Annotated in this window: 33 protein-coding genes; 1 reads left to right on the forward strand and 32 read right to left on the reverse strand. The window is 67.1% G+C overall.

Annotated elements, in window-relative coordinates; genetic code table 11:
* Positions 1–17: 17 nt before the first annotated feature.
* The 28 genes from rpsK to rpsJ all read right to left on the reverse strand — a co-directional run bounded on the left by rpsK (position 18) and on the right by rpsJ (position 17,011).
* Positions 18–425: a 30S ribosomal protein S11 gene (gene rpsK, locus OVA21_RS10810; RefSeq protein ID WP_067716633.1), complete on the reverse strand. Its 408-nt coding sequence runs from the start codon at positions 423–425 to the stop codon at positions 18–20.
* A complete protein-coding gene (gene rpsM, locus OVA21_RS10815) occupies positions 425–793 on the reverse strand; it encodes a 30S ribosomal protein S13 (protein WP_067716635.1) in 369 nt (122 codons plus the stop codon). The genes rpsK and rpsM overlap by 1 nt, the downstream gene beginning before the upstream one ends.
* 166 nt (positions 794–959) lie before the next feature.
* Positions 960–1,181: a translation initiation factor IF-1 gene (infA, locus tag OVA21_RS10820; protein WP_005140011.1), complete on the reverse strand. Its 222-nt coding sequence runs from the start codon at positions 1,179–1,181 to the stop codon at positions 960–962.
* Between the two features lie 171 nt (positions 1,182–1,352).
* The gene (locus tag OVA21_RS10825; RefSeq protein ID WP_268092409.1) at positions 1,353–2,633 is read right to left on the reverse strand and encodes a lipase family protein; all 1,281 of its coding nucleotides are present in this window, start codon (positions 2,631–2,633) and stop codon (positions 1,353–1,355) included.
* 119 nt (positions 2,634–2,752) lie between these two features.
* Entirely contained in the window at positions 2,753–3,556 is an 804-nt protein-coding gene (map, locus tag OVA21_RS10830) for a type I methionyl aminopeptidase (protein ID WP_069388735.1), read from the reverse strand.
* An 8-nt stretch (positions 3,557–3,564) separates the two neighbouring features.
* The gene (locus tag OVA21_RS10835) at positions 3,565–4,110 is read right to left on the reverse strand and encodes an adenylate kinase (protein ID WP_069388736.1); all 546 of its coding nucleotides are present in this window, start codon (positions 4,108–4,110) and stop codon (positions 3,565–3,567) included.
* 48 nt (positions 4,111–4,158) lie between these two features.
* Complete coding sequence (gene secY, locus OVA21_RS10840) at positions 4,159–5,481, reverse strand: preprotein translocase subunit SecY (protein ID WP_067716644.1); 1,323 nt, start codon at positions 5,479–5,481, stop codon at positions 4,159–4,161.
* A 206-nt stretch (positions 5,482–5,687) separates the two neighbouring features.
* Positions 5,688–6,137 (reverse strand): 50S ribosomal protein L15, encoded by a 450-nt coding sequence (gene rplO / locus OVA21_RS10845; RefSeq protein WP_067716646.1) that lies wholly within the window; start codon positions 6,135–6,137, stop codon positions 5,688–5,690.
* A 2-nt stretch (positions 6,138–6,139) separates the two neighbouring features.
* On the reverse strand, positions 6,140–6,322 hold the full coding sequence (gene rpmD, locus OVA21_RS10850; protein ID WP_067716649.1) for a 50S ribosomal protein L30: 183 nt from the start codon (positions 6,320–6,322) through the stop codon (positions 6,140–6,142).
* 2 nt (positions 6,323–6,324) lie between these two features.
* Positions 6,325–6,981, reverse strand: coding sequence for a 30S ribosomal protein S5 (gene rpsE, locus OVA21_RS10855; RefSeq protein ID WP_067716652.1), 657 nt, complete (start codon positions 6,979–6,981; stop codon positions 6,325–6,327).
* Between the two features lie 43 nt (positions 6,982–7,024).
* Positions 7,025–7,420 carry a 50S ribosomal protein L18 gene (gene rplR / locus OVA21_RS10860; RefSeq protein WP_096907524.1) on the reverse strand — a complete coding sequence of 132 codons (396 nt, stop codon included), beginning with the start codon at positions 7,418–7,420 and terminating at the stop codon, positions 7,025–7,027.
* Positions 7,421–7,422: 2 nt separating this feature from the next.
* Complete coding sequence (gene rplF, locus OVA21_RS10865) at positions 7,423–7,959, reverse strand: 50S ribosomal protein L6 (protein ID WP_067716654.1); 537 nt, start codon at positions 7,957–7,959, stop codon at positions 7,423–7,425.
* A 12-nt stretch (positions 7,960–7,971) separates the two neighbouring features.
* A complete protein-coding gene (gene rpsH, locus OVA21_RS10870) occupies positions 7,972–8,370 on the reverse strand; it encodes a 30S ribosomal protein S8 (RefSeq protein ID WP_067716657.1) in 399 nt (132 codons plus the stop codon).
* A gap of 273 nt (positions 8,371–8,643) precedes the next feature.
* Positions 8,644–9,216, reverse strand: coding sequence for a 50S ribosomal protein L5 (rplE, locus tag OVA21_RS10875; RefSeq protein ID WP_067716660.1), 573 nt, complete (start codon positions 9,214–9,216; stop codon positions 8,644–8,646).
* A gap of 2 nt (positions 9,217–9,218) precedes the next feature.
* Entirely contained in the window at positions 9,219–9,533 is a 315-nt protein-coding gene (rplX, locus tag OVA21_RS10880) for a 50S ribosomal protein L24 (RefSeq protein WP_007628110.1), read from the reverse strand.
* 1 nt (position 9,534) lies between these two features.
* Positions 9,535–9,903 carry a 50S ribosomal protein L14 gene (rplN, locus tag OVA21_RS10885; RefSeq protein WP_007628112.1) on the reverse strand — a complete coding sequence of 123 codons (369 nt, stop codon included), beginning with the start codon at positions 9,901–9,903 and terminating at the stop codon, positions 9,535–9,537.
* Between the two features lie 143 nt (positions 9,904–10,046).
* Positions 10,047–11,102: an alpha/beta hydrolase gene (locus tag OVA21_RS10890; protein WP_254050637.1), complete on the reverse strand. Its 1,056-nt coding sequence runs from the start codon at positions 11,100–11,102 to the stop codon at positions 10,047–10,049.
* A gap of 526 nt (positions 11,103–11,628) precedes the next feature.
* The gene (rpsQ, locus tag OVA21_RS10895) at positions 11,629–11,925 is read right to left on the reverse strand and encodes a 30S ribosomal protein S17 (RefSeq protein ID WP_172812145.1); all 297 of its coding nucleotides are present in this window, start codon (positions 11,923–11,925) and stop codon (positions 11,629–11,631) included.
* Positions 11,922–12,152, reverse strand: coding sequence for a 50S ribosomal protein L29 (rpmC, locus tag OVA21_RS10900; protein ID WP_017838199.1), 231 nt, complete (start codon positions 12,150–12,152; stop codon positions 11,922–11,924). Before rpmC ends, rpsQ begins: the two co-directional genes overlap by 4 nt.
* Complete coding sequence (gene rplP / locus OVA21_RS10905) at positions 12,152–12,568, reverse strand: 50S ribosomal protein L16 (protein WP_010541175.1); 417 nt, start codon at positions 12,566–12,568, stop codon at positions 12,152–12,154. Before rplP ends, rpmC begins: the two co-directional genes overlap by 1 nt.
* Before the next feature lie 2 nt (positions 12,569–12,570).
* Positions 12,571–13,404: a 30S ribosomal protein S3 gene (gene rpsC, locus OVA21_RS10910; RefSeq protein ID WP_067716670.1), complete on the reverse strand. Its 834-nt coding sequence runs from the start codon at positions 13,402–13,404 to the stop codon at positions 12,571–12,573.
* Positions 13,405–13,842 carry a 50S ribosomal protein L22 gene (rplV, locus tag OVA21_RS10915; protein WP_067716673.1) on the reverse strand — a complete coding sequence of 146 codons (438 nt, stop codon included), beginning with the start codon at positions 13,840–13,842 and terminating at the stop codon, positions 13,405–13,407.
* Positions 13,839–14,120 (reverse strand): 30S ribosomal protein S19, encoded by a 282-nt coding sequence (gene rpsS / locus OVA21_RS10920; RefSeq protein ID WP_007628126.1) that lies wholly within the window; start codon positions 14,118–14,120, stop codon positions 13,839–13,841. Before rpsS ends, rplV begins: the two co-directional genes overlap by 4 nt.
* Positions 14,121–14,134: 14 nt before the next feature.
* Positions 14,135–14,971 (reverse strand): 50S ribosomal protein L2, encoded by an 837-nt coding sequence (gene rplB, locus OVA21_RS10925; RefSeq protein WP_067716676.1) that lies wholly within the window; start codon positions 14,969–14,971, stop codon positions 14,135–14,137.
* Positions 14,972–15,002: 31 nt separating this feature from the next.
* Positions 15,003–15,305: a 50S ribosomal protein L23 gene (rplW, locus tag OVA21_RS10930; RefSeq protein WP_067716678.1), complete on the reverse strand. Its 303-nt coding sequence runs from the start codon at positions 15,303–15,305 to the stop codon at positions 15,003–15,005.
* The gene (gene rplD, locus OVA21_RS10935; protein ID WP_067716681.1) at positions 15,302–15,991 is read right to left on the reverse strand and encodes a 50S ribosomal protein L4; all 690 of its coding nucleotides are present in this window, start codon (positions 15,989–15,991) and stop codon (positions 15,302–15,304) included. The genes rplW and rplD overlap by 4 nt, the downstream gene beginning before the upstream one ends.
* Complete coding sequence (gene rplC / locus OVA21_RS10940) at positions 15,988–16,653, reverse strand: 50S ribosomal protein L3 (protein WP_096907062.1); 666 nt, start codon at positions 16,651–16,653, stop codon at positions 15,988–15,990. Before rplC ends, rplD begins: the two co-directional genes overlap by 4 nt.
* Before the next feature lie 52 nt (positions 16,654–16,705).
* The gene (gene rpsJ / locus OVA21_RS10945; protein ID WP_003938093.1) at positions 16,706–17,011 is read right to left on the reverse strand and encodes a 30S ribosomal protein S10; all 306 of its coding nucleotides are present in this window, start codon (positions 17,009–17,011) and stop codon (positions 16,706–16,708) included.
* Between the two features lie 552 nt (positions 17,012–17,563).
* Between rpsJ and OVA21_RS10950 the strand changes: the two genes are divergently transcribed.
* A complete protein-coding gene (locus OVA21_RS10950) occupies positions 17,564–17,836 on the forward strand; it encodes a hypothetical protein (RefSeq protein WP_069388740.1) in 273 nt (90 codons plus the stop codon).
* Between the two features lie 179 nt (positions 17,837–18,015).
* Here the strand turns inward: OVA21_RS10950 and tuf are convergent, their stop codons facing one another.
* From tuf to rpsL, 4 genes are all read right to left on the reverse strand, one after another.
* Entirely contained in the window at positions 18,016–19,206 is a 1,191-nt protein-coding gene (gene tuf, locus OVA21_RS10955; protein ID WP_067716691.1) for an elongation factor Tu, read from the reverse strand.
* 175 nt (positions 19,207–19,381) lie between these two features.
* Entirely contained in the window at positions 19,382–21,493 is a 2,112-nt protein-coding gene (gene fusA, locus OVA21_RS10960; RefSeq protein ID WP_067716694.1) for an elongation factor G, read from the reverse strand.
* A 195-nt stretch (positions 21,494–21,688) separates the two neighbouring features.
* Positions 21,689–22,159, reverse strand: a complete 471-nt coding sequence (rpsG, locus tag OVA21_RS10965) for a 30S ribosomal protein S7 (protein ID WP_067716696.1) — start codon at positions 22,157–22,159, stop codon at positions 21,689–21,691.
* Positions 22,159–22,530 carry a 30S ribosomal protein S12 gene (gene rpsL / locus OVA21_RS10970; protein ID WP_010541164.1) on the reverse strand — a complete coding sequence of 124 codons (372 nt, stop codon included), beginning with the start codon at positions 22,528–22,530 and terminating at the stop codon, positions 22,159–22,161. The genes rpsG and rpsL overlap by 1 nt, the downstream gene beginning before the upstream one ends.
* Positions 22,531–22,532: the final 2 nt, after the last annotated feature.

Consider the following 22,532-nt stretch of genomic DNA (forward strand, 5'->3'; position numbering starts at 1 on the left):
AGTGCGTTCCTTCCGGCTCAGACTCGACGCCGCTTGGGCGGACGACAGCCGTTGTGGGGCTGGGGGGTGACATCGGAGATCGTGCCCACCTCGAGGCCGGCGGCCTGGAGCGAGCGGATCGCGGTCTCACGTCCCGAGCCGGGGCCCTTGACGAACACGTCGACCTTCTTGACGCCGTGTTCCTGCGCCTTGCGGGCCGCGTTCTCGGCGGCGAGCTGGGCGGCGAAGGGCGTCGACTTGCGCGAGCCCTTGAAGCCGACGTGGCCGGAGGACGCCCATGCGAGGACGCCACCGGACGGGTCGGTGATCGAGACGATCGTGTTGTTGAACGTGCTCTTGATGTGGGCCTGGCCCAGGGGCACGTTCTTCTTTTCCTTGCGACGGCCCGTCTTCTTGGGGCCCGCAGCGCGTGACTTGGGGGGCATTACTTCTTCTTTCCGGCGACGGTCTTCTTCGGACCCTTACGGGTACGGGCGTTGGTCTTGGTGCGCTGTCCACGGACCGGCAGGCCACGGCGGTGGCGCAGGCCCTGGTAGCTACCGATCTCGATCTTCCGGCGGATGTCGCCCTGGACCTCGCGGCGGAGGTCACCCTCCACCTTGTAGTTGCCCTCGATGTCGTCACGAAGGACGGTCAACTGCTCGTCGGTGAGGTCCTTGGTGCGCAGATCCGGGCTGATGCCCGTGCGCCCCAGGATCTCCAGCGACCGGGTGCGACCGATGCCGAAAATGTAGGTGAGCGCGATCTCCATGCGCTTGTCGCGCGGGAGATCAACGCCGGCTAGACGTGCCATGTGGCGTTTCTCTTTCGTCGTGCGGTAGGTCTGCTCCCCGACCGTCCCCGTTGTCGGATGGTCATCTCACGATGAGCAACCGTCCGGGGCCCCGGCCTCCGCTTCCGAGGGTGTGATCCCGCCGGCCCCTGTGGGGCTCGGCGGCTGGTGCGGGGAGTTGAGCGTCTTACTTGTACCGGTAGACGATCCGGCCGCGGGTCAGGTCGTAGGGCGAGAGCTCCACGACCACGCGGTCCTCGGGGAGGATGCGGATGTAGTGCTGCCGCATCTTCCCACTGATGTGTGCGAGGACCTTGTGCCCGTTCTCGAGTTCGATGCGGAACATTGCGTTCGGCAACGGCTCAACGACACGGCCCTCGACCTCGATGGCTCCGTCTTTCTTTGCCATGCTGGTTACGGTCCTCCACGATTCCCCGGGTGACGTCTACCGGATTGTCGGTGCACTGGTGGGCACACCGACGTATAAGCCTACGTCAGGTGATGGATCTGCGCCAATCGGGCACCGACAGGGCCCTCGCCGCCCGCTCGGCGTCCCCTCGGCGGTCCCGGTGACCGACGGTCAGACGTAGCAGGCCCGCCCCGCGGGCACCCCGTCGAAGCGCTGCTGGAGCCAGTTCATCGCCGCGGGCAGTTTCTCCACCGCGCCCATGAGGTGCTCCGGCGCGAGTCCCGGCTCCCACGTCAGCGGCGCGCCCTCTCGGCAGTACCGCTTGGCGGTCTCCTCCGCGTCCCAGAACGGCACGAGCGGGTCGGTCCCGGAATGCCACATGAACACCGGGACCCGGGGCACGTCCGGGCTCTGACGGATGCTGTTCTCCGCGAACGCCCGCATCAGCCCCTCCTCTGCCAGGAGGTCGCCTCCCCGGAGGACCATCGGGACGGACCGGAACGCCCCGACCGTCAACAGGGTCGCGGTGCAGCGCCCCTTCAGCTGGCTGTAGAGCGCCCACCCGTCCGGCGTGAGCTTCTCCTCGAGCCGGATCGCCTCCGGGTACTCCCGCGCCATGCCGACAGCCGCGGCGAACGCCAGGCCGAACGCCGGGTGCGGCCAGTTGCCGACCATCCGCGCCATCGTGGTCATGTCGGTCGGGACACCGCCCTGCGCCACCCCGACGAGATTCACGTCCGGGGCGTAGTCGTCGTGCAGGAGCGACACCCACGCGCTCGCGATGCCGCCCCCAGAGTAGCCGAGGGCGCCGAACCGGCTGTGCCTGGAATCGAAGCGGGGGTCGTCCCGCACCGCACGCATCCCGTCCAACACGATCCGGCCCGACAACTGACCGCCGGGATAGGCGACCTTCGGACCGAGGTGGTCCGGGATGATGACCGTCCATCCCTGGTCCAGACGCGTCCGCAGGAACACCATCGCGTTGTCCTGCACGGTCTCCAGCGTCGGGTGGACGAGGGTCTCGGTGGGCGCGCATCGCTGTCCGAGCGCATTGAGGTAGTGCTGGTAGCTCAACACCGGACCGTCGGGGCGGGCGTGGTGCGGCCGGACGACCGTCGCGGTGGCCAGTAGCGGCCGATCGCGGGAGTCGGTCGACCGGTAGGCGATCTCGGTGACCCGGTATCCGAGGAACGCCGGCATGGTCACGTCCCGGGAGTTGATCACCTCACCGAGAGGGGCGTCCGCGAGGTGTTGCGGATCCGCGTGATAGAACGGCCCCGGCTGGGGATCCGCCTCGATCGACCCCGCGCCCCCCTCCATCACCGACTGGGCGGTGGAGGGGGTGACGCCCGGGCCCGAGATGTGGACGAGGGCGACAGCGAGCGTCACGACCAGCGCGACGGCTCCCCGCAAGACTGATCGACGCGCGACGGACTCCTGCTCAGCGAGCATGCCGGGACCTTTCGAAGCAGATGTTCACTACCGGCACACACTGTAACCCGGTGTGGGCGACCGTCAGCGGTCGACCCGCTCCGATTCCCCGGAGTGGCGACCCCGGTCGCGGTGCGTCCTCAGCTGCGCGGGCGGGGCGTGAGGATCCGGGGGCCGTCCACCGTCACGGCGACCGTGTGTTCCCAGTGCGCCGCCGGCGACCCGTCGACGGTGACGACCGTCCAGTCATCGGACAGAGTCCGGGTATCGGTCTCGCCGCCCAGCACGAGCATCGGCTCGACCGCCAGGACCGACCCCTCCTGCAGCCGGGGCCCGCGGCCGGGCTTGCCCTCGTTGGCGAGGAACGGCCATTCGTGCATCTCGCGGCCGATCCCGTGCCCGCCGAAGCCGTCGACGATGCCCAGGCTGACGCCGTGACGCTCCTCCGCCCTCCGCGTCGCCACCTCGAGGGCGTGCGAGACGTCGGTGAGCTTGTTCCCGGGCAGCATCGCCAGGATGCCCTCGTCGAGGACCTCCCGCGTGGCGTCGTTGAGGGTCGCGACCTCCGGGGCGAGAGTCCCCACCCCGAATGACCACGCGGAGTCCCCGTGCCACCCGTCGAGGATGGCGCCGCAGTCGACGGAGACGAGGTCCCCGTCCCCCAGGACGGTGTCGGGCCCGGGGATCCCGTGCACCACGACGTCGTTGACCGAGGAGCAGATCGATCCCGGGAACCCCTCGTACCCCTTGAAGGACGGCACGGCCCCGGCGTCCCGGATCAGTTGCTCGACGACCTCGTCCAGGTCACCGGTGGTGGCACCCGGGACAGCGGCCTCACGGGCGGCGATCAACGCCCGTCCGACGATACGACCGGCCGCCTCCATGGCGTCCAACTCACCCGGGGTACGCGCGGTGACCACGCCCTTGCGGGACCGTCCGAACACGGCGGGCGTCAGCGACCCAGCGCGGCGAGCGCGCGTGCGTTGATCTCGTCGACCTCACCGACGGCGTCGATGCTCTTGACCTCACCGGCGTAGTACTCGAGCAGCGGGGCCGTCTCCGACCGGTAGACCGACATGCGGTTCCGGATGACGTCCTCGGTGTCGTCCTCGCGCCCCCGGGCGAGCATGCGCTTGACCACGGTGTCGTCGTCGACCTTGAACTCCAGGACCGCGTCGAGGGTGTGGCCGGCCTCGCCGAGCATCTCCTTGAGCGCGTCCGCCTGCGCTGCACTGCGGGGGTATCCGTCCAAGAGGAAGCCCTCGGTGGCGTCGGGCTCGGCGATGCGCGCGGCGACCATGCGGTTCGTCACCTCGGCGGGGACGAGGTTGCCGGCGTCGATGTAGCTCTTGGCCTCCTTCCCGAGGTCGGTGCCCTGGGAGATGTTGGCGCGGAACAGATCACCGGTCGAGATGTGTGGGACGCCGAGCTTCTCCGAGAGCAGAGCAGCCTGGGTGCCCTTGCCGGCTCCGGGAGGGCCGAGGAGGACGAGACGCATGGTGGGGACCAGCCTTTCTACAGTTGGTGTGCTCGGACGAGGCCGCGCCTACTTGAGGAAGCCCTCGTAGTTGCGCTGCATCAGCTGCGCCTCGACCTGCTTCACGGTATCGAGGCCCACGGAGACCATGATGAGCACAGCGGTGCCGCCGAACGGCATGTTCTGCAGATCTCCACCCCCGCTGCCCATGTCGAGGAAGACGTTGGGGAGTACCGCGATCAGACCGAGGTACAGCGAACCGAACAGCAGGATCCGGTTGAGGACATAGCCCAGGTATTCGGCCGTCGGGCGGCCCGGGCGGATGCCCGGGATGAACCCGCCGTACTTCTTCATGTTCTCGGCCTGCTCCATCGGGTCGAACTGGATGGCCACGTAGAAGTACGCGAAGAAGATGATGAGGGCGAAGTACAGGAGGATGTAGCCCCAGCTGGAGGGGTTCTGCAGGTACTGCATGACGTACCGCTGCCAGAACCCGTCGCTCGACGGCTCGGGCCCCTGGATCAGCTGGGTGATGAGGATCGGCACGTACATCAGCGACGACGCGAAGATCACCGGGATGACGCCGGCCTGGTTGACCTTGAGCGGCAGGTAGGTGGAGGTGCCGCCGTACTGGCGGCGGCCGACCATGCGCTTGGCGTACTGGACGGGGATGCGGCGCTGACCCTGCTCGACGAAGACGACGGCGACGACGATGAGGACGACCGCGAACATGACGGCCGCGAACTTCATGGTCGACGAGTTCTGGTAGATGTTAACGCCCTCGGCCGGGATGCGGGACGCGATACCGGCGAAGATGAGCAGCGACATGCCGTTACCGACGCCACGGTCGGTGATCAGTTCACCGAACCACATGACGAGTGCGGCGCCCGCGGTCATGACGATGACGATGGTGAGCAGCGTGAGGATGTTGTCGTCCATCAGGACGGACTGGCCGTTGCCGAGGAGCTGCCCCCGGTCGGCCAGCGCGACGATGCCGGCGGACTGCAGGACGGCGAGCGCGATGGTGAGATAACGCGTGTACTGCGTCATCTTCGCCTGGCCGGACTGCCCCTCCTTCTTCAACTGCTCGAAGTACGGGATCACCACCGTGAGCAGTTGGACGATGATGCTCGCGGTGATGAAGGGCATGATGCCGATCGCGAAGACCGACAACTGCAGCAGGGCGCCACCGGAGAAGAGGTTCACCAGGGAGAACAACTGTGCGTTGTCCCCGGTCATCGCCGTGTCGAGCAGACCCCGGAGCTTGGGGTAGTCGACGCCGGGCGACGGGATCTGCGCGCCGATCCGGTAGAGGATGATGATCCCCAGGGTGAAGAAGATCTTCTTCCTCAGATCCCGGTCCTTGATCGCGGACGCGAGTGCGGAGAGCACATGTCCTCCTGGTCGTGGTCGGCCGTCGGGCCGCCGGTCGTCGAAAGCAGATGCGCCGGGGGAAGTCGGGCCGACCTTCCGGCGGGCGCCGACCCCGAAACGCACAACGGGAAAACTCTATCAAGACGAGCGCAGGGGCCGGATCCGAGACTCTCGGACCCGACCCCTGCACCCGTCATCGACCCGTGAACGGGCCGGGCGGGGTATCAGGCCCCGGCCTCCGACACGCTTCCGCCGGCGGCCTCGATCTTGCTCTTGGCCGAGGCGGAGACCTTGTCGGCGGTCACGGTGACGGCCACGGAGATGTCCCCGTCGCCCAGCACCTTGACCGGCTGGTTCTTCCGGACCGCGCCCGCGGCCACGAGCTCGGACACGCCGACCTCGCCGCCCTGCGGGAACAGCCGCTGGATGTCGGACACGTTGACGACCTGGAAGACGACCTTGTTGCGGTTCTTGAAGCCCTTGAGCTTCGGGAGCCGCATGTGGATCGGCATCTGGCCGCCCTCGAACGCCGCGGGGACGTTCTTACGCGCCTTGGTGCCCTTGGTACCGCGGCCGGCGGTCTTGCCGCGCTTGCCGCCCTCGCCGCGACCCACACGGATCTTCTCGGCGTGCGACCCGGGAGCCGGGCGCAGGTGATGCAACTTGATGGTCATTCTCACTCCGTCTCTTCGACCACGACGAGGTGGTTCACGACGTTGATGAGACCCCGGGTCTGCGCGTTGTCCTCACGCACGACCGTCTTCCGGATGCCCTTGAGGCCGAGCGTACGCAGGGAGTCCCGCTGGTTCTTCTTGGTCCCCACGGTCCCGCGGACCTGGGTGATCTTGAGGCTAGCCATGATCAGGCCCCCTGTCCGGCACGCGCACGGAGCATGCCCGCGGGCGCGACGTCCTCGATCGGCAGGCCGCGACGAGCCGCGACTTCCTCGGGACGATGCAGACCCTTGAGCGCCGCCACGGTCGCGTGGACCACGTTGATGGCGTTGTCCGACCCCAGAGACTTGCACAGGATGTCGTTGACTCCGGCACACTCGAGCACCGCGCGAGCGGCGCCACCGGCGATGACACCGGTACCCGGCGAGGCGGGGCGGAGCATGACGACGCCGGCAGCAGCCTCACCCTGGATCGGGTGGGGGATGGTGGAGGCGATGAGCGGAACGCGGAAGAAGTTCTTCCGTGCCTCCTCCGATCCCTTCTGGATCGCCGCCGGCACCTCCTTGGCCTTGCCGTACCCGACGCCGACCATGCCGTTGCCGTCACCCAGGATCACCAGGGCGGTGAAGCTGAAGCGCCGACCACCCTTGACGACCTTGGAGACACGGTTGATGGTGACGACGCGCTCGATGTACTGCGACTTCTCCTCGTCGCGGCCGCGACGATCGTCGCGACCCCGGCCACGACCGCGGTCTCCGCCGCGGCCCTGGGCGTTGTCGGTGGTGGTCTTGTTGTCTGCGGCGGGGCCGTTGCTTCCGCCGTCACGACGCTGACGTCCCGGCATCAGACGGTCCTTCCGTTAGCGAACAGTGCAGTGGTGTTGGTCATCAGAACTCCAGCCCACCCTCGCGGGCGGCGTCGGCGAGGGACGCGATCCGGCCGTGGTACTTGTTACCACCACGGTCGAACACGACGGCGTCGATGCCGGCGGCCTTGGCGCGCTCGGCCAGGAGCTGGCCGACCTTCGCGCTGCGGGCCTTCTTGTCGCCCTCAAGGGAGCGCACATCCGCCTCGATGGTGGAGGCTGCGGCCAGCGTGTGGCCGGCCAGATCGTCGATGATCTGGGCGTGGATGTGACGCGAGGACCGGTTGACGACCAACCGCGGACGCTCCGGCGTACCGGAGACCTTCTTGCGGAGTCGGTAATGGCGCCGGGCGCGACCCTCGCGACGTGCGGTGGAGACATCGGTGCCCAGCGGTGAACGCTTCCTGGTGCTGCTCATGATCACTTACCCGTCTTTCCGACCTTGCGACGGACCTGTTCGCCGGCGTAGCGGATGCCCTTGCCCTTGTACGGGTCGTGCTTCCGCAGTCGCTTGATGTTGGCGGCGATCTGGCCCACCTGCTGCTTGTCGATCCCGGAGATCGAGAACTTGGTCGCACCGTCGACGGCGAACGTGATGCCGTCGGGAGCGGTGACCGGAACCGGATGCGAGTAGCCCAGGGCGAACTCGAGATCCTGGCCCTTGGCCACGACGCGGTAACCGACGCCGAAGATCTCCATGTCCTGCTTGTAGCCCTCGGTGACGCCGACGATCATGTTGTTGACCAGCGAGCGGGACAGGCCGTGCAGTGACCGGTTGTCGCGGTGGTCGTCGGGACGGTTCACCGTGACGGTGCCGTCCTCGATCGAGACCGAGATCGCCCCGGGCAGAACCTGCGAGAGCTCGCCCTTGGGACCCTTGACGGTGACGGTCTGGCCGTCGACCCTGATGTCGACACCGGACGGGACGGTGATCGGAGCCTTGCCGATACGTGACATTTCTCGCCCCCCTTACCAGACGTGGGCGAGGACTTCCCCGCCCACCTTCTTGTTGTTCGCCTGGCGGTCCGTGAGCAGACCCTGGGACGTCGAGATGATCGCGACGCCCAGGCCACCGAGGACCTTGGGCAGTTCGGTGGACTTGGCGTACACGCGCAGACCCGGCTTCGAGATGCGCTTGATGCCCTGGATGCTGCGCTGGCGCGAGGGGCCGTACTTGAGGTCGATGGTGAGCTTCTTGCCCACCTCTGCGTCCTCGACGTTGTAGCCCGCGATGTAACCCTCCTGCTGGAGGATGGCAGCGATGTTGCCCTTGAGCTTCGAATGCGGCATCGACACGGTGTCGTGGTACGCCGAATTGGCGTTACGCACACGCGTCAGCATGTCCGCGATGGGATCGGTCATCGACATGGATGGACCATGTTCCTTTCTCGTAACGGTTCCCATGCAACACGTCCCGTACGGCGACCTGTGGGCCGCCCACGTGACGTCGTGGGCCTATCACGAAGAGTGCGAATGTTCTCTTGTATGGGATCCGGCGCCCCTCGGGGCATCCCGGTGTTCCCGCCGCGGCCGGTGCTCTTCTCACCGGGGCGCGACCAGACGACTGGGCCGTCTGCCCGCCGCCGGGGAACCGCGATGCGGTGCCCCGGCGGGGACGGCCGGTCCGGCCGGTGGAGGAGGTCAGTCCTCCTTGAAGGGGAATCCGAGCTGCTTGAGCAGTGCCCGGCCCTCTTCGTCGTTCGTTGCGGTCGTGACGACCGTGATGTCCATGCCCCGGGGGCGGTCGACCTTGTCGACATCGATCTCGTAGAACATCGTCTGCTCGTTGAGGCCGAACGTGTAGTTGCCGTGGCCGTCGAACTGCTTGCCCGAGAGTCCGCGGAAGTCACGGATACGCGGGAGCGCGACGGTCGTCAGGCGATCGAGGAACTCCCACATGCGGTCGCCGCGCAGGGTGACGCGCGCACCGATCGGCATGCCCTCACGCAGCTTGAACTGTGCGATGGACTTGCGGGCCCGACGGACCTCCGGCTTCTGGCCGGTGATCAGCGTGAGGTCGTTGATGGCGCCGTTGATGAGCTTGGCGTCGCGGGCGGCGTCACCGACACCCATGTTGACGACGACCTTCGCGACGCCCGGGATCTGCATGACGTTGGCGTACTCGAACGTCTCGTTGAGTGCCGGCCGGATCTCGCTGCGGTACTTGTCCTTGAGGCGAGGGGTGTACCCGGAGGGAAGAGCGGTCTCAGTCATGGTCACAGGTCCTTCCCGGTCTTGCGCGAGACACGGACGCGCTTGCCGTTCTCGTCGGTGCGGATTCCGACCCGGGTCGGGGTGCCGTCGGCGTCCACGACCATCACGTTGGACACGTGGATCGGGGCCTCCTGGGTGACGATGCCGCCCGAGGAGGCGCCGCGCTCGGCAGCCGAGTTGGAGGTGTGCTTCTTGATGCGGTTGACGCCCTCGACGAGGACCTTCTCCTGAGCCGGGAAAGCCTGGATGACCTTGCCCTTGGCGCCCTTGTCCTTACCGGAGATGACCAGCACCGTGTCGCCCTTGTGAACCTTCATGTCAGAGCACCTCCGGAGCCAGCGAGACGATCCGCATGAACTTCTTGTCGCGCAGTTCGCGGCCGACGGGCCCGAAGATGCGCGTTCCGCGCGGATCGTTGTCGTTCTTGATGATGACGGCGGCGTTCTCGTCGAACTTGATGTACGAGCCGTCCGGGCGACGGCGCTCCTTGGCGGTGCGCACGATGACGGCCTTGACGACCTCACCCTTCTTGACGTTGCCACCGGGGATGGCGTCCTTGACGGTGGCGACGATGATGTCGCCCACGCCTGCGTAGCGGCGCTTGGAACCGCCGAGAACGCGGATGCAGAGAATCTCCTTGGCACCCGTGTTGTCGGCGACCTTCAGCCGCGACTCCTGCTGGATCATGGTTCTCCTGACCAGGTCTGTTCAATGTGTGCCGGATACCGACCCGACACACGCGGTCATGCCACCCGTCGACACGTCGAGACGTGCCAGGTCGGGCAACTGGTCCAGTGTAGGGTGCGCATGCACCGGGACCCAAATCCCGGTCAGCTACCGCTCGAACCGGCCGATCCGGATCCACGCAGGGAACCCGTCGAACCGCTCGATCCCGATGAGCTGGCAGCGCTAGCCCCGGAGTCCGCCACTCCCCCGGTCGTCCTCCGCCCGTTGGGCGCGGCGTCGGGCAGTCCGGAGAGGACGTGATCCATCCCCGGCCGCATCTCGGTGACGAAGACCGGCCAGTTGTGGATCCCGGAGGGCATGTAGTTCATCCTCAGGTCGACCCCGGGAACCGAGGCGAGCGCGGCCTCGAGTGCACGGGTGCTCTCGTAGGAGCCCTTCTCGAGGACATGTCCGTCGATGAGCACGAGTTCGTTGCTGCCGAAGCGGCCGAGCTCGCTGGAGCCCACCAGCCCGGTCGCGGCGCTGAGGTAGACCGCCTTGCCCTCGAGCCCGGAGGGGTCCGCCACGGTGTCGTGCTCCACCCACTCCCGGGACCCGCGCGGCCCCCACATGTTGGTGACGTCCCCGTGGCGAGCGGCCACGGTGAGTCGCGCGTACTGGTAGCCGAGCTCGTCGGTGGTCGAATAGGCGCCGCTGATACCGGCGGCGCCTCCGAACATCTCGTTCCTGTTGGCCAGATGAAGCGCCGCGGACGCCCCCATCGACACGCCCATGACCCCCCAGCTCCCGTTGTGGGCGAGCGGCCCCGCGGCCCCGGGTAAACCGGCCTCGAGCAGCGGCGGCAACTCCTCGGTGAGGAACGTCTCCCAGTTGTTGGGGCCCAGGACGGGATCGTCCGCCTGCCAGTCGGACCACATCGACGCCGGGCCGCCCGTCGGAACGATCACGTTCACCGCGCGGTCGCGCAGCGCGGGATCGCCCCAGCCCATACCCGTGCTCCACCCGGACGGGACCTCGGAACCGACGCCGTCGAGGAAGTACACGTTGGGCGCGTCGACGCCCGCCGGGGCGCGGTAGACCTCGACGCGGACCGTCCGTTGCATGGATTCAGACGTCACGGCCCACACCTCGGCGCGACGATCGACCGCCTCCGTCGACGCCGGGAAGAGAGGCTCGATCCGCTGCACGGTGGAGGACACGATGGACCCGTCCCGTGTCGCGCGGGGCCCGGCCGGGGGTTGGGAGCTTCCCGGACGGGGGAAATCGCTGGAACCGATGGCGCCGACGGATCCGAGGACGGACGTGACCGGGATCGGGGCACCGAGCTGGGTCGACGCGGCGATACTGAGCGATGGTGCGCCCAACAGGCTCCCGGGCGCCACGCTGGGAACGAGGGATCCCGGATCGACTGACCCCGGGCCCGTGCTCTGGGCGCCGGCGACGGGAAGCCCCGTGGCCGTCGTCGTGATCACGACCGCGCCGATCGCGAGCGCACTCAGACCACGACGGCGATCGCCCCGCCCACTCCCCCGTCGGCCGAAATGTGGTTCGTTCCCCATATGACGATTCTGTCCTCTCGGCCAGCGTCGGACGCTGACACACTACTCAAAATTCGTTACACCACGGTGATCCGTTACATTCGGCCGTCCCGTGCGCCCCCGCAACGCGAAACGGCCCGGTCCCGGAGTCCCGGGGCCGGGCCGCTCGCATATGTCGAGTGGGGGCTTACTTGGCCCGCTCGAGCACCTCGACGAGGCGGTACCGCTTGGAGGCGGACAGCGGGCGGGTCTCCATGATCCGCACGCGGTCGCCGACTCCGGCGGTGTTGGTCTCGTCGTGGGCCTTGACCCGCTCGGTACGGCGCATGATCTTGCCGTACAGCGGGTGCTTCACGCGGTCCTCGAGCTCGACGATGATGGTCTTCTCCATCTTGTCGGACACGACGTACCCGATGCGCACCTTGCGGCTGTTGCGCTCGGTGTTCTCGTTGGACTCAGTCACAACTGCTTCCTTGTCACTCACTTGGCATCACCCGGCGCCGCCGACAGACCGAGCTCGCGCTCGCGAATGACGGTGTAGATGCGAGCGATGTCGTGGCGGACGACACGCAGGCGACGGTTGTTGGTCAGCTGACCGGTGGCCATCTGGAAGCGCAGGTTGAACAGCTCTTCCTTGGCCTCACGCAGACGCGCGGTCAGCGCATCCGCATCGAGCTCACGCAGCTCGGGGGCGGTGGTTCCACTAGCCATCAGAACTGCTCCTCCCGGGTCACGATGCGGGTCTTGCACGGGAGCTTGTGCTGCGCGCGGCGAAGGGCCTCGCGAGCGGTCTCCTCGTTCGGGTACGACATCTCGAACAGGATGCGGCCCGGCTTGACATTGGCCACCCACCACTCGACCGAGCCCTTACCGGAACCCATCCGCACCTCGGCGGGCTTCTTGGTCAGGGGACGATCCGGATAGATGTTGATCCACACCTTGCCACCACGCTTGATGTGGCGGTTGATGGCGATACGTGCGGACTCGATCTGACGGTTGGTGACGTAGGCCGGCTCGAGAGCCTGGATGCCGTAGTCACCGAATGTCACCTTGGTGCCACCCTTTGCCCCGCCCTTACGGCCGGGGTGGTGCTGCTTGCGGTGCTTGACGCGCTTGGGGATAAGCACTGTCACGCCTCCCTGGTCTGGTTCTGCGGTGCCTCGGCAGGAGCCTCGGCGGCCGAGCCGGAACCGGCGCGGCCGGTCTCGGTGCTGGTCGCAGTGGTGCCCTGGGCCCCGGAGCGACGCGGACGACCGGCGCCACGCTCGCGGCGGGGACCGCGGTCGGCACCGCCACGGTTGCTGGACTGGGCGTACTGGTCGGACTCGCGACGGCCGCCGACCACGTCACCCTTGTAGATCCACACCTTGACACCGATACGACCGAAGGTCGTCTTGGCCTCGTAGGTGCCGTAGTCGATCTCGGCACGCAGGGTGTGCAGGGGGACGCGCCCCTCGTGGTAGCGCTCCGAACGGGACATCTCGGCACCGCCGAGACGACCCGAACAGACCACCTTGATGCCCTTGACCTGGGGCTGACGCATGGCCGACTGGATGCCCTTGCGCATCGCGCGACGGAACGCCACACGATTCGAGAGCTGCTCGGCGATCCCCTGGGCGACGAGCTGGGCGTCGGCCTCGGTGTTCTTGATCTCGAGGATGTTGAGGTGGACCTGCTTGGCGGTGAGCTTCTCGAGCTCCCCGCGAAGACGGTCCGCCTCGGCGCCCCGACGGCCGATCACGATGCCCGGGCGGGCCGTGTGAATGTCCACGTGGACCCGGTCACGGGTCCGCGAGATGTCGACCCCGGAGATACCGGCCCGCTCCATGCCCTTGGACAGGAGCTGACGGATCTTGATGTCCTCGGCGACGTAGTCGGCGTACTGCTTGTCGGCGAACCACTTGGACGTCCAGTCCGAGGTGATGCCGAGACGGAAGCCGTGCGGCTGGATCTTCTGTCCCATTTAGCGGGCACCTCCCTGGTTGCGACGTGCCCGACCGGAGCCGGTCTTCTCGGGCACGCTGGTCACCTCGATGGTGATGTGGCTCGTACGCTTACGCACGCGGAACGCACGACCCTGGGCACGCGGGCGGAAACGCTTGAGGGTCGGCCCCTCGTCGGCGTAGGCCGCCGTGACCACGAGGGTCCGGGGGTCCAGGTCGAGGTTGTTCTCGGCGTTGGCCATCGCGGAGGCGAGGACCTTGGCGACCGGCTCGCTGGCGGCCTGCGGGGCGAACCGCAGCGTGTTCAGCGCGTCGGCGGCGTCCTTGCCGCGGATGAGGTCGATCACACGACGCGCCTTCATGGGCGTGACGCGGACGAACTTGGCGGTGGCACGCGCGGAGAGCTGCTGCTCGGCCGTCGCCGTGCCGTCGTCGGTCTTCTTCGTATCAGTGCTCATCGACGCTTACTCTTCCGATCGTCCTTGATGTGCCCCTTGAACGTGCGCGTCGGCGCGAACTCGCCGAGCTTGTGACCCACCATCGAGTCGGACACGAATACGGGCACATGCTTGCGGCCGTCATGGACGGCGAACGTGTGGCCGATGAAATCGGGCAGGATCGTCGAGCGCCGCGACCAGGTCTTGATGACCTGATGCGTGCCCTTGTCGTTCTGCACGTCCACCTTCGCGAGGAGGTGTTCGTCGACGAACGGACCCTTCTTGAGACTACGAGGCATCCTAGTTTCCCTCCTTAACGCTTCTTACCGGTGCGACGGCGACGGACGATCATGCTGTCACTCGCCTTGTTGGGCTTGCGGGTCCGGCCCTCGGGCTGGCCCCACGGGCTGACGGGGTGACGTCCACCGGACGTCTTACCCTCGCCACCACCATGCGGGTGGTCGACGGGGTTCATGACCACGCCACGGACGGTCGGGCGAACGCCCTTCCACCGCATGCGGCCGGCCTTACCCCAGTTGATGTTGGCCTGCTCGGCGTTGCCGACCTCGCCGATCGTGGCGCGGCACCGCACGTCGACCCGACGGATCTCACCGGAGGGCATGCGGAGGGAGGCGTAGGTCCCCTCCTTACCGAGCAGCTGGATGCCCGCGCCGGCGGCGCGGGCCATCTTGGCGCCGCCGCCCGGACGGAGCTCCACCGCGTGCACCACGGTGCCTGCGGGGATGTTCCGGAGCGGGAGGTTGTTGCCGGTCTTGATGTCGGCGCCTGCACCCGACTCGACCTTCATGCCCTGCTTCAGGTTGCGCGGGGCGAGGATGTACCGCTTCTCGCCGTCCGCGTAGTGCAGGAGGGCGATGTTGGCGGTGCGGTTCGGGTCGTACTCGATGTGCGCGACGGTGGCGAGCACGCCGTCCTTGTCATTACGACGGAAGTCGATGACGCGGTACTGGCGCTTGTGGCCACCGCCCTTGTGGCGGCTGGTGATACGGCCGTGACCGTTGCGGCCGCCGGTCTTGCTCAGCGGGCGCAGCAGCGACTTCTCGGGCGTCGAGCGGGTGATCTCGGCGAAGTCCGAGACGCTCGAGCCGCGACGACCGGGGGTCGTGGGCTTGTACTTGCGGATAGCCATGAGGTTCTCTCGTCCTTAACTCTTCCCGCCGTCAGGCGGTCAGACCCGGGATCTCGATGGGCTTGCTGTCGGCCGCGAGGGTCACGATGGCGCGCTTGGTGCTCTTGCGCTGTCCGTACCCGGTGCGGGTGCGCTTGCGCTTGCCCTGACGGTTGGCGGTGTTCACGGACTCAACGGTGACGCCGAAGATCTCCTGGATGGCGATCTTGATCTGCGTCTTGTTGGCGCCCGGGGCGACCTGGAACGTGTACACGCCCTGCTCGAGCAGGCCGTAGGCCTTCTCGGAGACGACCGGGGCGAGGATCACGTCCCGGGGATCGGCGACGGTGCTCACTTGTCGGCCTCCTTCGCTGCCTTGCCGGCGAACGCACGGCTCGCCTGCGTGACGAACGCGTCCAGAGCCTCGACCGAGAACACGACGTCGTCAGCGTGGAGCACGTCGTAGGTGTTGAGCTGATCCGGAGCGATCGGATGGACGTGATCGAGGTTGGCCACGGAACGCCATGCGGCGACGTCCTCACGACCGACGACGATCAGGATCTTCTTGCGGTCGGACAGGGTGCCCAGGAAGTCGCGGACACCGGCCGTCGACGGCTTCTGTCCCTCGACGAACTCGGTCACCACGTGGAGGCGATCGGCCGAGACCCGGTCGGAGAGGGCACCGCGGAGCGCGGCGGCCTTCATCTTCTTGGGGGTGCGCTGCGAGTAGTCACGCGGCTTCGGGCCGTGGACGGTGCCGCCGCCGGTGTAGGCGGGGGCGCGGGTCGAACCCTGACGGGCGCGGCCGGTGCCCTTCTGGCGGAACGGCTTGCGGCCGCCGCCGCGGACCTCGCCACGGGTCTTGGTCGAGTGCGTGCCCTGACGCGCCGCGGCGAGCTGAGCCACCACGACCTGGTGCATCAGGGGCAGGTTGGGCTCGACGCCGAAGATCTCGGCGGGGAGCTCGACCGAACCGTCGGTCTTGCCCGCCGGGGTACGGACGTCCAGCTTGAGGTTCACGGTGTTCTCCGTGGTGGTCATGCGCGCGCACCGCCCTTCACTGCGGAACGGACCATCACGAGGCCGCCGTTACGACCCGGGATGGCTCCCTTGATGAGGAGGACGCCGGCCTCGGCGTCCACCTTGTGGACCTTGAGGTTCATGGTGGTCACGCGATCGTTGCCCATGCGGCCGGCCATCGACTTGCCCTTGAAGACGCGGCCCGGGGTCGATGCCCCGCCGATGGAACCCGGCTTGCGGTGTACGGCCTGCGTACCGTGCGAGGCACCCTGGCCGGCGAAGCCGTGGCGCTTCATGGTACCGGCGAAGCCCTTGCCCTTGGAGGTGCCGGTGACGTCGACGAACGCGCCGTCCTCGAACACGTCGGCGCCGATCTCCTGGCCGATCTCGAACCCGGCGGCCTGCTCGGCGTTGTCGAGTCGGATCTCGGCGAGGTGACGACGGGGGGTGACCCCGGCCTTATCGAACTGGCCGGCCACCGGCTTGGTGACCTTGCGGGGGTCGATCGCGCCGAACGCGATCTGGACGGCGTCGTAGCCGTCGGTCTCTTGGGTACGGATCCCGGTCACGACGCACGGCCCGGCCTTGACGACGGTAACCGGAACCACCCGGTTGTTCTCGTCGAAGACCTGGGTCATGCCGAGCTTGGCGCCCAGGATTCCCTTGATCTCGGTGTTAGTCATCTGTTCACTGTCTCCGCTGCACGTTGCTTGCTGACCGCTACGCGGTCGGAGGTCACTGGATGTTGACGTCGACGCTGGCAGGCAGGTCGATACGCATGAGAGCGTCCACGGTCTTCGGCGTGGGGTCGAGAATGTCGATCAACCGCTTGTGGGTACGCATCTCGAAGTGCTCACGCGAATCCTTGTACTTGTGCGGCGAGCGGATGACGCAGTAGACGTTCTTCTCGGTGGGCAGCGGCACGGGACCGACGACACGAGCACCCGTACGGGTCACCGTCTCGACGATCTTGCGGGCCGAGGCGTCGATAGCTTCATGGTCGTAGGCCTTGAGCCGGATGCGGATCTTTTGTCCCGCCACTTCGTCCTCTTCTCCTCCCGCCCGTGAGGGCGGCTGTCGTAAGCGCCCTCGCTGCGCGGGGACACTGTGTGTTCGCTTGTCATGTGTGACACCGTCAGACCGTCTACCACCCGGTCCCGTGCATCGGTGCTCCATCGTGGAGGACCCCGCCGCGCGCCCACGGGCATGACACGACTAGGAGACCTCCAGAGGACGGAGTGCCACATCACTCGCGCGAGGCGAGGATGACGGCGGACCGATCCGCTGCCGCTGTTGACGTGTCACGACGCGTCCACGCGGTCGGGCGTGTCGCCCTCCCGCTTTTCCGGCGGGTGATCACTCACCCGCCCCGGTCGTGCTCGCCCGACCAACCCGACACTCCCCGGGGCCCATCGGGCCCATACGGGATCGCCGCCTTGTCCGGGCAACTTGACCAGTATGCAGTACATCGGCCGGAAGGGCAAAATCCCGGACGTCCCGGCGTCCTCGGGTGCGTCACGGACCCCGGCACGACGACCGGGTACTTCGGTAGCGTCGGGAAGACCAGAGTTCACACTCGGAGGAGACCACATCGTGAACAGCAGACGCGAGCCGCGGGACCCCGCCGCCTACAAACGGGACAGGCGGCAGGCGGTCCTGCGCCACCATCCGGACGCGGGCGGCGATCCCGATGAACTCTTCCGGGCACTCGCGGAAGTCGACCGCCGGCACGGGGTATCCGGTCCCGGGTACGACGCGCACGGCGCGAGTGCCGAACAGGTCGCCGCCGTCGCCGCGGCCGCGCTCGCCGGGGTCGCCGCGGTGGGGTTGTCGATCGCGATGACCATCCTCGGTCGTCGCAGGTAGTTCGGTCGCCGCAGGTAGCTCGCTCGTCGCACGAAACTCGGTCGCCTCAGATAAACCGGTCGTCCACTCCCCCGGGCACGCGTGAACCACCGCGAAATGCGGGAAGGGCGCCCCACCTGACGGTGGGGCGCCCTTCCTCGATCGACCCGGGGATTCACCCGGACCGAGCGGTCAGTGGATCACTTGATGATCTTGGTGACCTGTCCGGCGCCGACGGTGCGGCCACCCTCGCGGATCGCGAAGCGCAGGCCCTCATCCATGGCGACCGGCTGGATGAGCTCGACGCTCATCTCGGTGTTGTCGCCCGGCATGACCATCTCGGTGCCCTCGGGGAGGGTCACGACGCCGGTCACGTCCGTGGTACGGAAGTAGAACTGCGGGCGGTAGTTGTTGAAGAACGGCGTGTGACGGCCGCCCTCGTCCTTGGACAGGATGTACGCCTGGCCCTCGAACGTGGTGTGCGGGGTGTAGGCGCCCGGCTTGATGACGACCTGGCCACGCTCGACGTCCTCGCGCTTGAGACCACGGACGAGCAGACCGACGTTGTCGCCGGCCTCGCCGTAGTCGAGCAGCTTACGGAACATCTCGATGCCCGTGATGGTGGTCTTGGTGGCCTTCTCCTTGATGCCGATGAGCTCGACATCCTCGTTCACGTTGATCTGGCCACGCTCGATACGACCGGTGACGACGGTGCCACGACCGGTGATCGTGAAGACATCCTCGACGGGCATGAGGAACGGCTTGTCGGTCTCACGCTCGGGATCCGGGACGGAGTCGTCGCAGGCCTGCATGAGGTCGACGATGGCCTGGACCCACTTCGGGTCACCCTCGAGCGCCTTGAGCGCCGAGATGTGGACGACCGGAGCGTCCTCGTCGAAGTCCTGCGACGCCAGCAGCTCGCGGACCTCCATCTCGACGAGCTCGAGGATCTCCTCGTCGTCGACCATGTCGCACTTGTTCAGGGCGACGAGGATGTAGGGCACACCGACCTGACGGGCGAGCAGCACGTGCTCACGGGTCTGCGGCATGGGGCCGTCGGTGGCCGCCACGACGAGGATCGCGCCGTCCATCTGGGCGGCACCGGTGATCATGTTCTTGATGTAGTCGGCGTGACCGGGGGCGTCGACGTGCGCGTAGTGGCGCTTCTCGGTCTGGTACTCGACGTGGGAGATGTTGATCGTGATACCACGAGCCTTCTCCTCCGGCGCCTTGTCGATCTCGTCGAACGCGAACGCGTCGTTGAGGTCGGGGTAGGTGTCCGCCAGAACCTTGGTGATGGCCGCGGTGGTGGTGGTCTTGCCGTGGTCGACGTGACCGATGGTGCCGATGTTTACGTGCGGTTTGGTCCGCTCGAACTTCGCCTTCGCCACTTGGTGTCCTCCTGGACTGGTCTGTCCCCACCTGGAGGTGGGCACTGCTTTGTGTGGGATCTGATCTTACTCATCGTGCCGTGTTGAGCACGAACCGGCGGCCACCCGGAGGTTCGACCGTGCGCCGCCGGCATCGGCCCCACCCCGCCTGACGGCGGGGCGGGACCAGTACCGGTTACTCGCCGGTCGCCTTGGCGATGATCTCCTTGGCCACGCCCGCCGGAACCTCGGCGTAGTGGGAGAAGACCATCGAGTAGTTGGCCCGGCCCTGCGTCTTCGACCGGAGGTCGCCGACGTAGCCGAACATCTCGGAGAGCGGCACGTGGGCCTTGACGACGCGGGCGCCGGAGCGCTCCTCCATCGCCTGGATCTGGCCGCGGCGGGAGTTGATGTCGCCGATGACGTCACCCATGTAGTCCTCGGGCGTGACGACCTCCACGGCCATCAGCGGCTCCAGGATCACGGGCTGGCACTTACGGGCGGCCTCCTTGAAGGCCATGGAGCCCGCGACCTTGAACGCCATCTCGGACGAGTCGACCTCGTGGTACGCGCCGTCGACGAGCGTCGCCTTGACGTTGACCATCGGGTAGCCGGCGAGGATGCCGTACTGCATGGCGTCCTTGATGCCGGCGTCCACGGAGGGGATGTACTCCTTGGGCACGCGGCCACCGGTGACCTTGTCGCTGAACTCGTAGGTCTCGCCGGCTTCGACGGCCTCCTGGTCCAGCGGGCCGAGCGCGATCTGCACCTTCGCGAACTGACCGGAACCACCGGTCTGCTTCTTGTGGGTGTAGTCGAACTTGTCGATCGAGCCCTTGATGGTCTCGCGGTACGCGACCTGCGGCTTGCCGACGTTGGCCTCGACCTTGAACTCGCGCTTCATCCGGTCGACGAGCACGTCCAGGTGGAGCTCGCCCATTCCGCCGATGACGGTCTGCCCGGTCTCCTCGTCCAGCCGCACGGAGAACGTCGGATCCTCACGGGCCAGCTTCTGGATGGCCGTGCCGAGCTTCTCCTGGTCGGCCTTGGTCTTGGGCTCGATGGAGACGTCGATGACCGGGTCCGGGAAGGTCATGGACTCGAGGATGACCTGGTTGTTCAGGTCACACAGTGTGTCACCCGTCGTGGTGTCCTTCAGCCCGATGAACGCGTAGATGTGGCCGGCGACGGCCTCCTCCACGGGCATCTCCTTGTTGGCGTGCATCTGGAAGAGCTTGCCGACGCGCTCCTTCTTCCCCTTGGTCGCGTTCTGCACCTGGGTGCTCGGGTCGATGCGGCCCGAGTAGACACGGACGAAGGTCAGCTCTCCGAAGAACGGGTGCACGGCGATCTTGAACGCGAGCGCCGCGAACGGCTCGTCCTTGGACGGCTTGCGGAGGATCTCCGTCTCCTCGTCCCCGACCTTGTGGCCGTGGACCTCGCCGACGTCCAGCGGGTTGGGGAGGTAGGCGATGACGGCGTCGAGCAGCGGCTGGATGCCCTTGTTCTTGTACGCCGAACCACACAGCACCGGGTAGATCTCGGCGTTGACGACCATCTTGCGGATCGCCGCCTGGATCTCGTCCTTCGTCAGCTCCTCGCCACCGAAGTACTTCTCCATCAGCGCCTCGTCGCTCTCGGCGACGGTCTCGAGGAGCTTCTCGCGGTACTCCTCGGCCTTCTCCTGCAGGTCGGCCGGGATGTCCTGCACCTGCGCCTCGGTGCCGATGTCGGTCTTGCCTGGCCAGACGAGCGCCTTCATCTCGACGAGGTCGACGACACCGTCGAACTCGTCCTCGGCGCCGATCGGGAGCTGCAGGACCAGCGGCTTCGCGCCGAGACGGTCGACGATGGTCTGGACCGTGTAGAAGAAGTCCGCGCCCATCTTGTCCATCTTGTTGACGAAGCAGATGCGGGGCACATCGTACTTCTCGGCCTGACGCCAGACCTGCTCGGACTGGGGCTCGACGCCCTCCTTGCCGTCGAAGACGGCGACGGCGCCGTCCAGGACGCGCAGGGACCGCTCCACCTCGACGGTGAAGTCGACGTGGCCCGGGGTGTCGATGATGTTGATCTGGTTGTTGGACCAGAAACAGGTGACGGCGGCGGACGTGATCGTGATGCCGCGCTCTTTCTCCTGCTCCATCCAGTCGGTGGTCGACGCACCGTCGTGCGTCTCGCCTGCCTTGCGGTTGACACCCGTGTAGAACAGGATGCGCTCGGTGACGGTGGTCTTACCGGCGTCGATGTGCGCCATGATGCCGATGTTGCGGACCTTGTTGAGGTCGGTCAGCACGTCCTGTGCCACGGATTCTCCCGAATGTGAGTCGTCGGTGGCCCGTGCGGTCGCTGTCGACCGTCCGAACCGGGTCGGTAGTGCTGCCGGTACCTGCACGCGGGGCGTGAGGTACGGGCCTTGATCAATGATGCCACCCGGCGGGTGACAACGGGACCCTGGCCGGGGGGACGTGGATACCCACGCCCCGGCCCGGGTCCCGACGCGTCACCAGCGGTAGTGAGCGAACGCCCGGTTTGCCTCGGCCATCTTGTGGGTGTCCTCGCGGCGCTTGACCGCGGCACCCAGACCGTTGGAGGCGTCCAGGATCTCGTTGGCCAGACGCTCGACCATCGTGTTCTCACGACGCTGCCGGGAGAACGTCACCAGCCAGCGCATCGCCAGGGTCGTCGAACGACCGGGGCGGACCTCGACGGGCACCTGGTAGGTGGCGCCGCCGACACGACGGGAGCGGACCTCGAGAGCCGGCTTGACGTTGTCGAGCGCCTTCTTGAGGGTGATGACCGGATCGGTTCCGGTCTTCTCGCGGCAGATCTCCAGCGCGGAGTAGACGATGCGCTCGGCGGTCGTCTTCTTGCCGTCGAGGAGGATCTTGTTCACGAGCTGGGTGACCAGCGGCGACCCGTAGACCGGGTCGTTGATCAGCTGGCGCTTGGGGGCGGGACCCTTACGAGGCATTACTTCTCCTTCTTGGCGCCGTAGCGGGAGCGGGCCTGCTTGCGGTCCTTCACACCCTGGGTGTCGAGCGAGCCGCGGATGATCTTGTAGCGCACACCCGGGAGGTCCTTCACACGCCCGCCACGCACGAGCACCATGGAGTGCTCCTGCAGGTTGTGGCCCTCACCGGGGATGTAGGCGGAGACCTCGATACCGGTGGTCAGGCGCACACGGGCGACCTTACGGAGCGCGGAGTTCGGCTTCTTGGGGGTCGTGGTGTACACACGGGTGCACACGCCACGACGCTGAGGCGAACCCTTGAGGGCAGCCGTCGACGTCGCCGACTTCTTGTCCTGGCGGCCCTTGCGGACCAGCTGGTTGATGGTTGGCATGA

The sequence above is a fragment of the Dietzia sp. SL131 genome, assembly GCF_026672565.1.
Taxonomy (GTDB): Bacteria; Actinomycetota; Actinomycetes; order Mycobacteriales; family Mycobacteriaceae; genus Dietzia; species Dietzia kunjamensis.

Excerpts from the sequence above, each read along its gene's own strand:
- rpsK (WP_067716633.1), bottom strand. The coding sequence starts at position 425 with ATGCCCCCCAAGTCACGCGCTGCGGGCCCCAAGAAGACGGGCCGTCGC.
- rpsM (WP_067716635.1), bottom strand. The coding sequence starts at position 793 with ATGGCACGTCTAGCCGGCGTTGATCTCCCGCGCGACAAGCGCATGGAG.
- infA (WP_005140011.1), bottom strand. The coding sequence starts at position 1,181 with ATGGCAAAGAAAGACGGAGCCATCGAGGTCGAGGGCCGTGTCGTTGAG.
- OVA21_RS10825 (WP_268092409.1), bottom strand. The coding sequence starts at position 2,633 with ATGCTCGCTGAGCAGGAGTCCGTCGCGCGTCGATCAGTCTTGCGGGGA.
- OVA21_RS10835 (WP_069388736.1), bottom strand. The coding sequence starts at position 4,110 with ATGCGTCTCGTCCTCCTCGGCCCTCCCGGAGCCGGCAAGGGCACCCAG.
- rplO (WP_067716646.1), bottom strand. The coding sequence starts at position 6,137 with ATGACCATCAAGTTGCATCACCTGCGCCCGGCTCCCGGGTCGCACGCC.
- rpmD (WP_067716649.1), bottom strand. The coding sequence starts at position 6,322 with ATGGCTAGCCTCAAGATCACCCAGGTCCGCGGGACCGTGGGGACCAAG.
- rpsE (WP_067716652.1), bottom strand. The coding sequence starts at position 6,981 with ATGCCGGGACGTCAGCGTCGTGACGGCGGAAGCAACGGCCCCGCCGCA.
- rplR (WP_096907524.1), bottom strand. The coding sequence starts at position 7,420 with ATGAGCAGCACCAGGAAGCGTTCACCGCTGGGCACCGATGTCTCCACC.
- rplF (WP_067716654.1), bottom strand. The coding sequence starts at position 7,959 with ATGTCACGTATCGGCAAGGCTCCGATCACCGTCCCGTCCGGTGTCGAC.
- rpsH (WP_067716657.1), bottom strand. The coding sequence starts at position 8,370 with ATGTCGATGACCGATCCCATCGCGGACATGCTGACGCGTGTGCGTAAC.
- rplE (WP_067716660.1), bottom strand. The coding sequence starts at position 9,216 with ATGACTGAGACCGCTCTTCCCTCCGGGTACACCCCTCGCCTCAAGGAC.
- rplX (WP_007628110.1), bottom strand. The coding sequence starts at position 9,533 with ATGAAGGTTCACAAGGGCGACACGGTGCTGGTCATCTCCGGTAAGGAC.
- rplN (WP_007628112.1), bottom strand. The coding sequence starts at position 9,903 with ATGATCCAGCAGGAGTCGCGGCTGAAGGTCGCCGACAACACGGGTGCC.
- rpmC (WP_017838199.1), bottom strand. The coding sequence starts at position 12,152 with ATGGCTAGTGGAACCACCGCCCCCGAGCTGCGTGAGCTCGATGCGGAT.
- rpsC (WP_067716670.1), bottom strand. The coding sequence starts at position 13,404 with ATGGGACAGAAGATCCAGCCGCACGGCTTCCGTCTCGGCATCACCTCG.
- rplV (WP_067716673.1), bottom strand. The coding sequence starts at position 13,842 with ATGAGCACTGATACGAAGAAGACCGACGACGGCACGGCGACGGCCGAG.
- rpsS (WP_007628126.1), bottom strand. The coding sequence starts at position 14,120 with ATGCCTCGTAGTCTCAAGAAGGGTCCGTTCGTCGACGAACACCTCCTC.
- rplB (WP_067716676.1), bottom strand. The coding sequence starts at position 14,971 with ATGGCTATCCGCAAGTACAAGCCCACGACCCCCGGTCGTCGCGGCTCG.
- rplD (WP_067716681.1), bottom strand. The coding sequence starts at position 15,991 with ATGACCACCACGGAGAACACCGTGAACCTCAAGCTGGACGTCCGTACC.
- rplC (WP_096907062.1), bottom strand. The coding sequence starts at position 16,653 with ATGACTAACACCGAGATCAAGGGAATCCTGGGCGCCAAGCTCGGCATG.
- rpsG (WP_067716696.1), bottom strand. The coding sequence starts at position 22,159 with ATGCCTCGTAAGGGTCCCGCCCCCAAGCGCCAGCTGATCAACGACCCG.
- rpsL (WP_010541164.1), bottom strand. The coding sequence starts at position 22,530 with ATGCCAACCATCAACCAGCTGGTCCGCAAGGGCCGCCAGGACAAGAAG.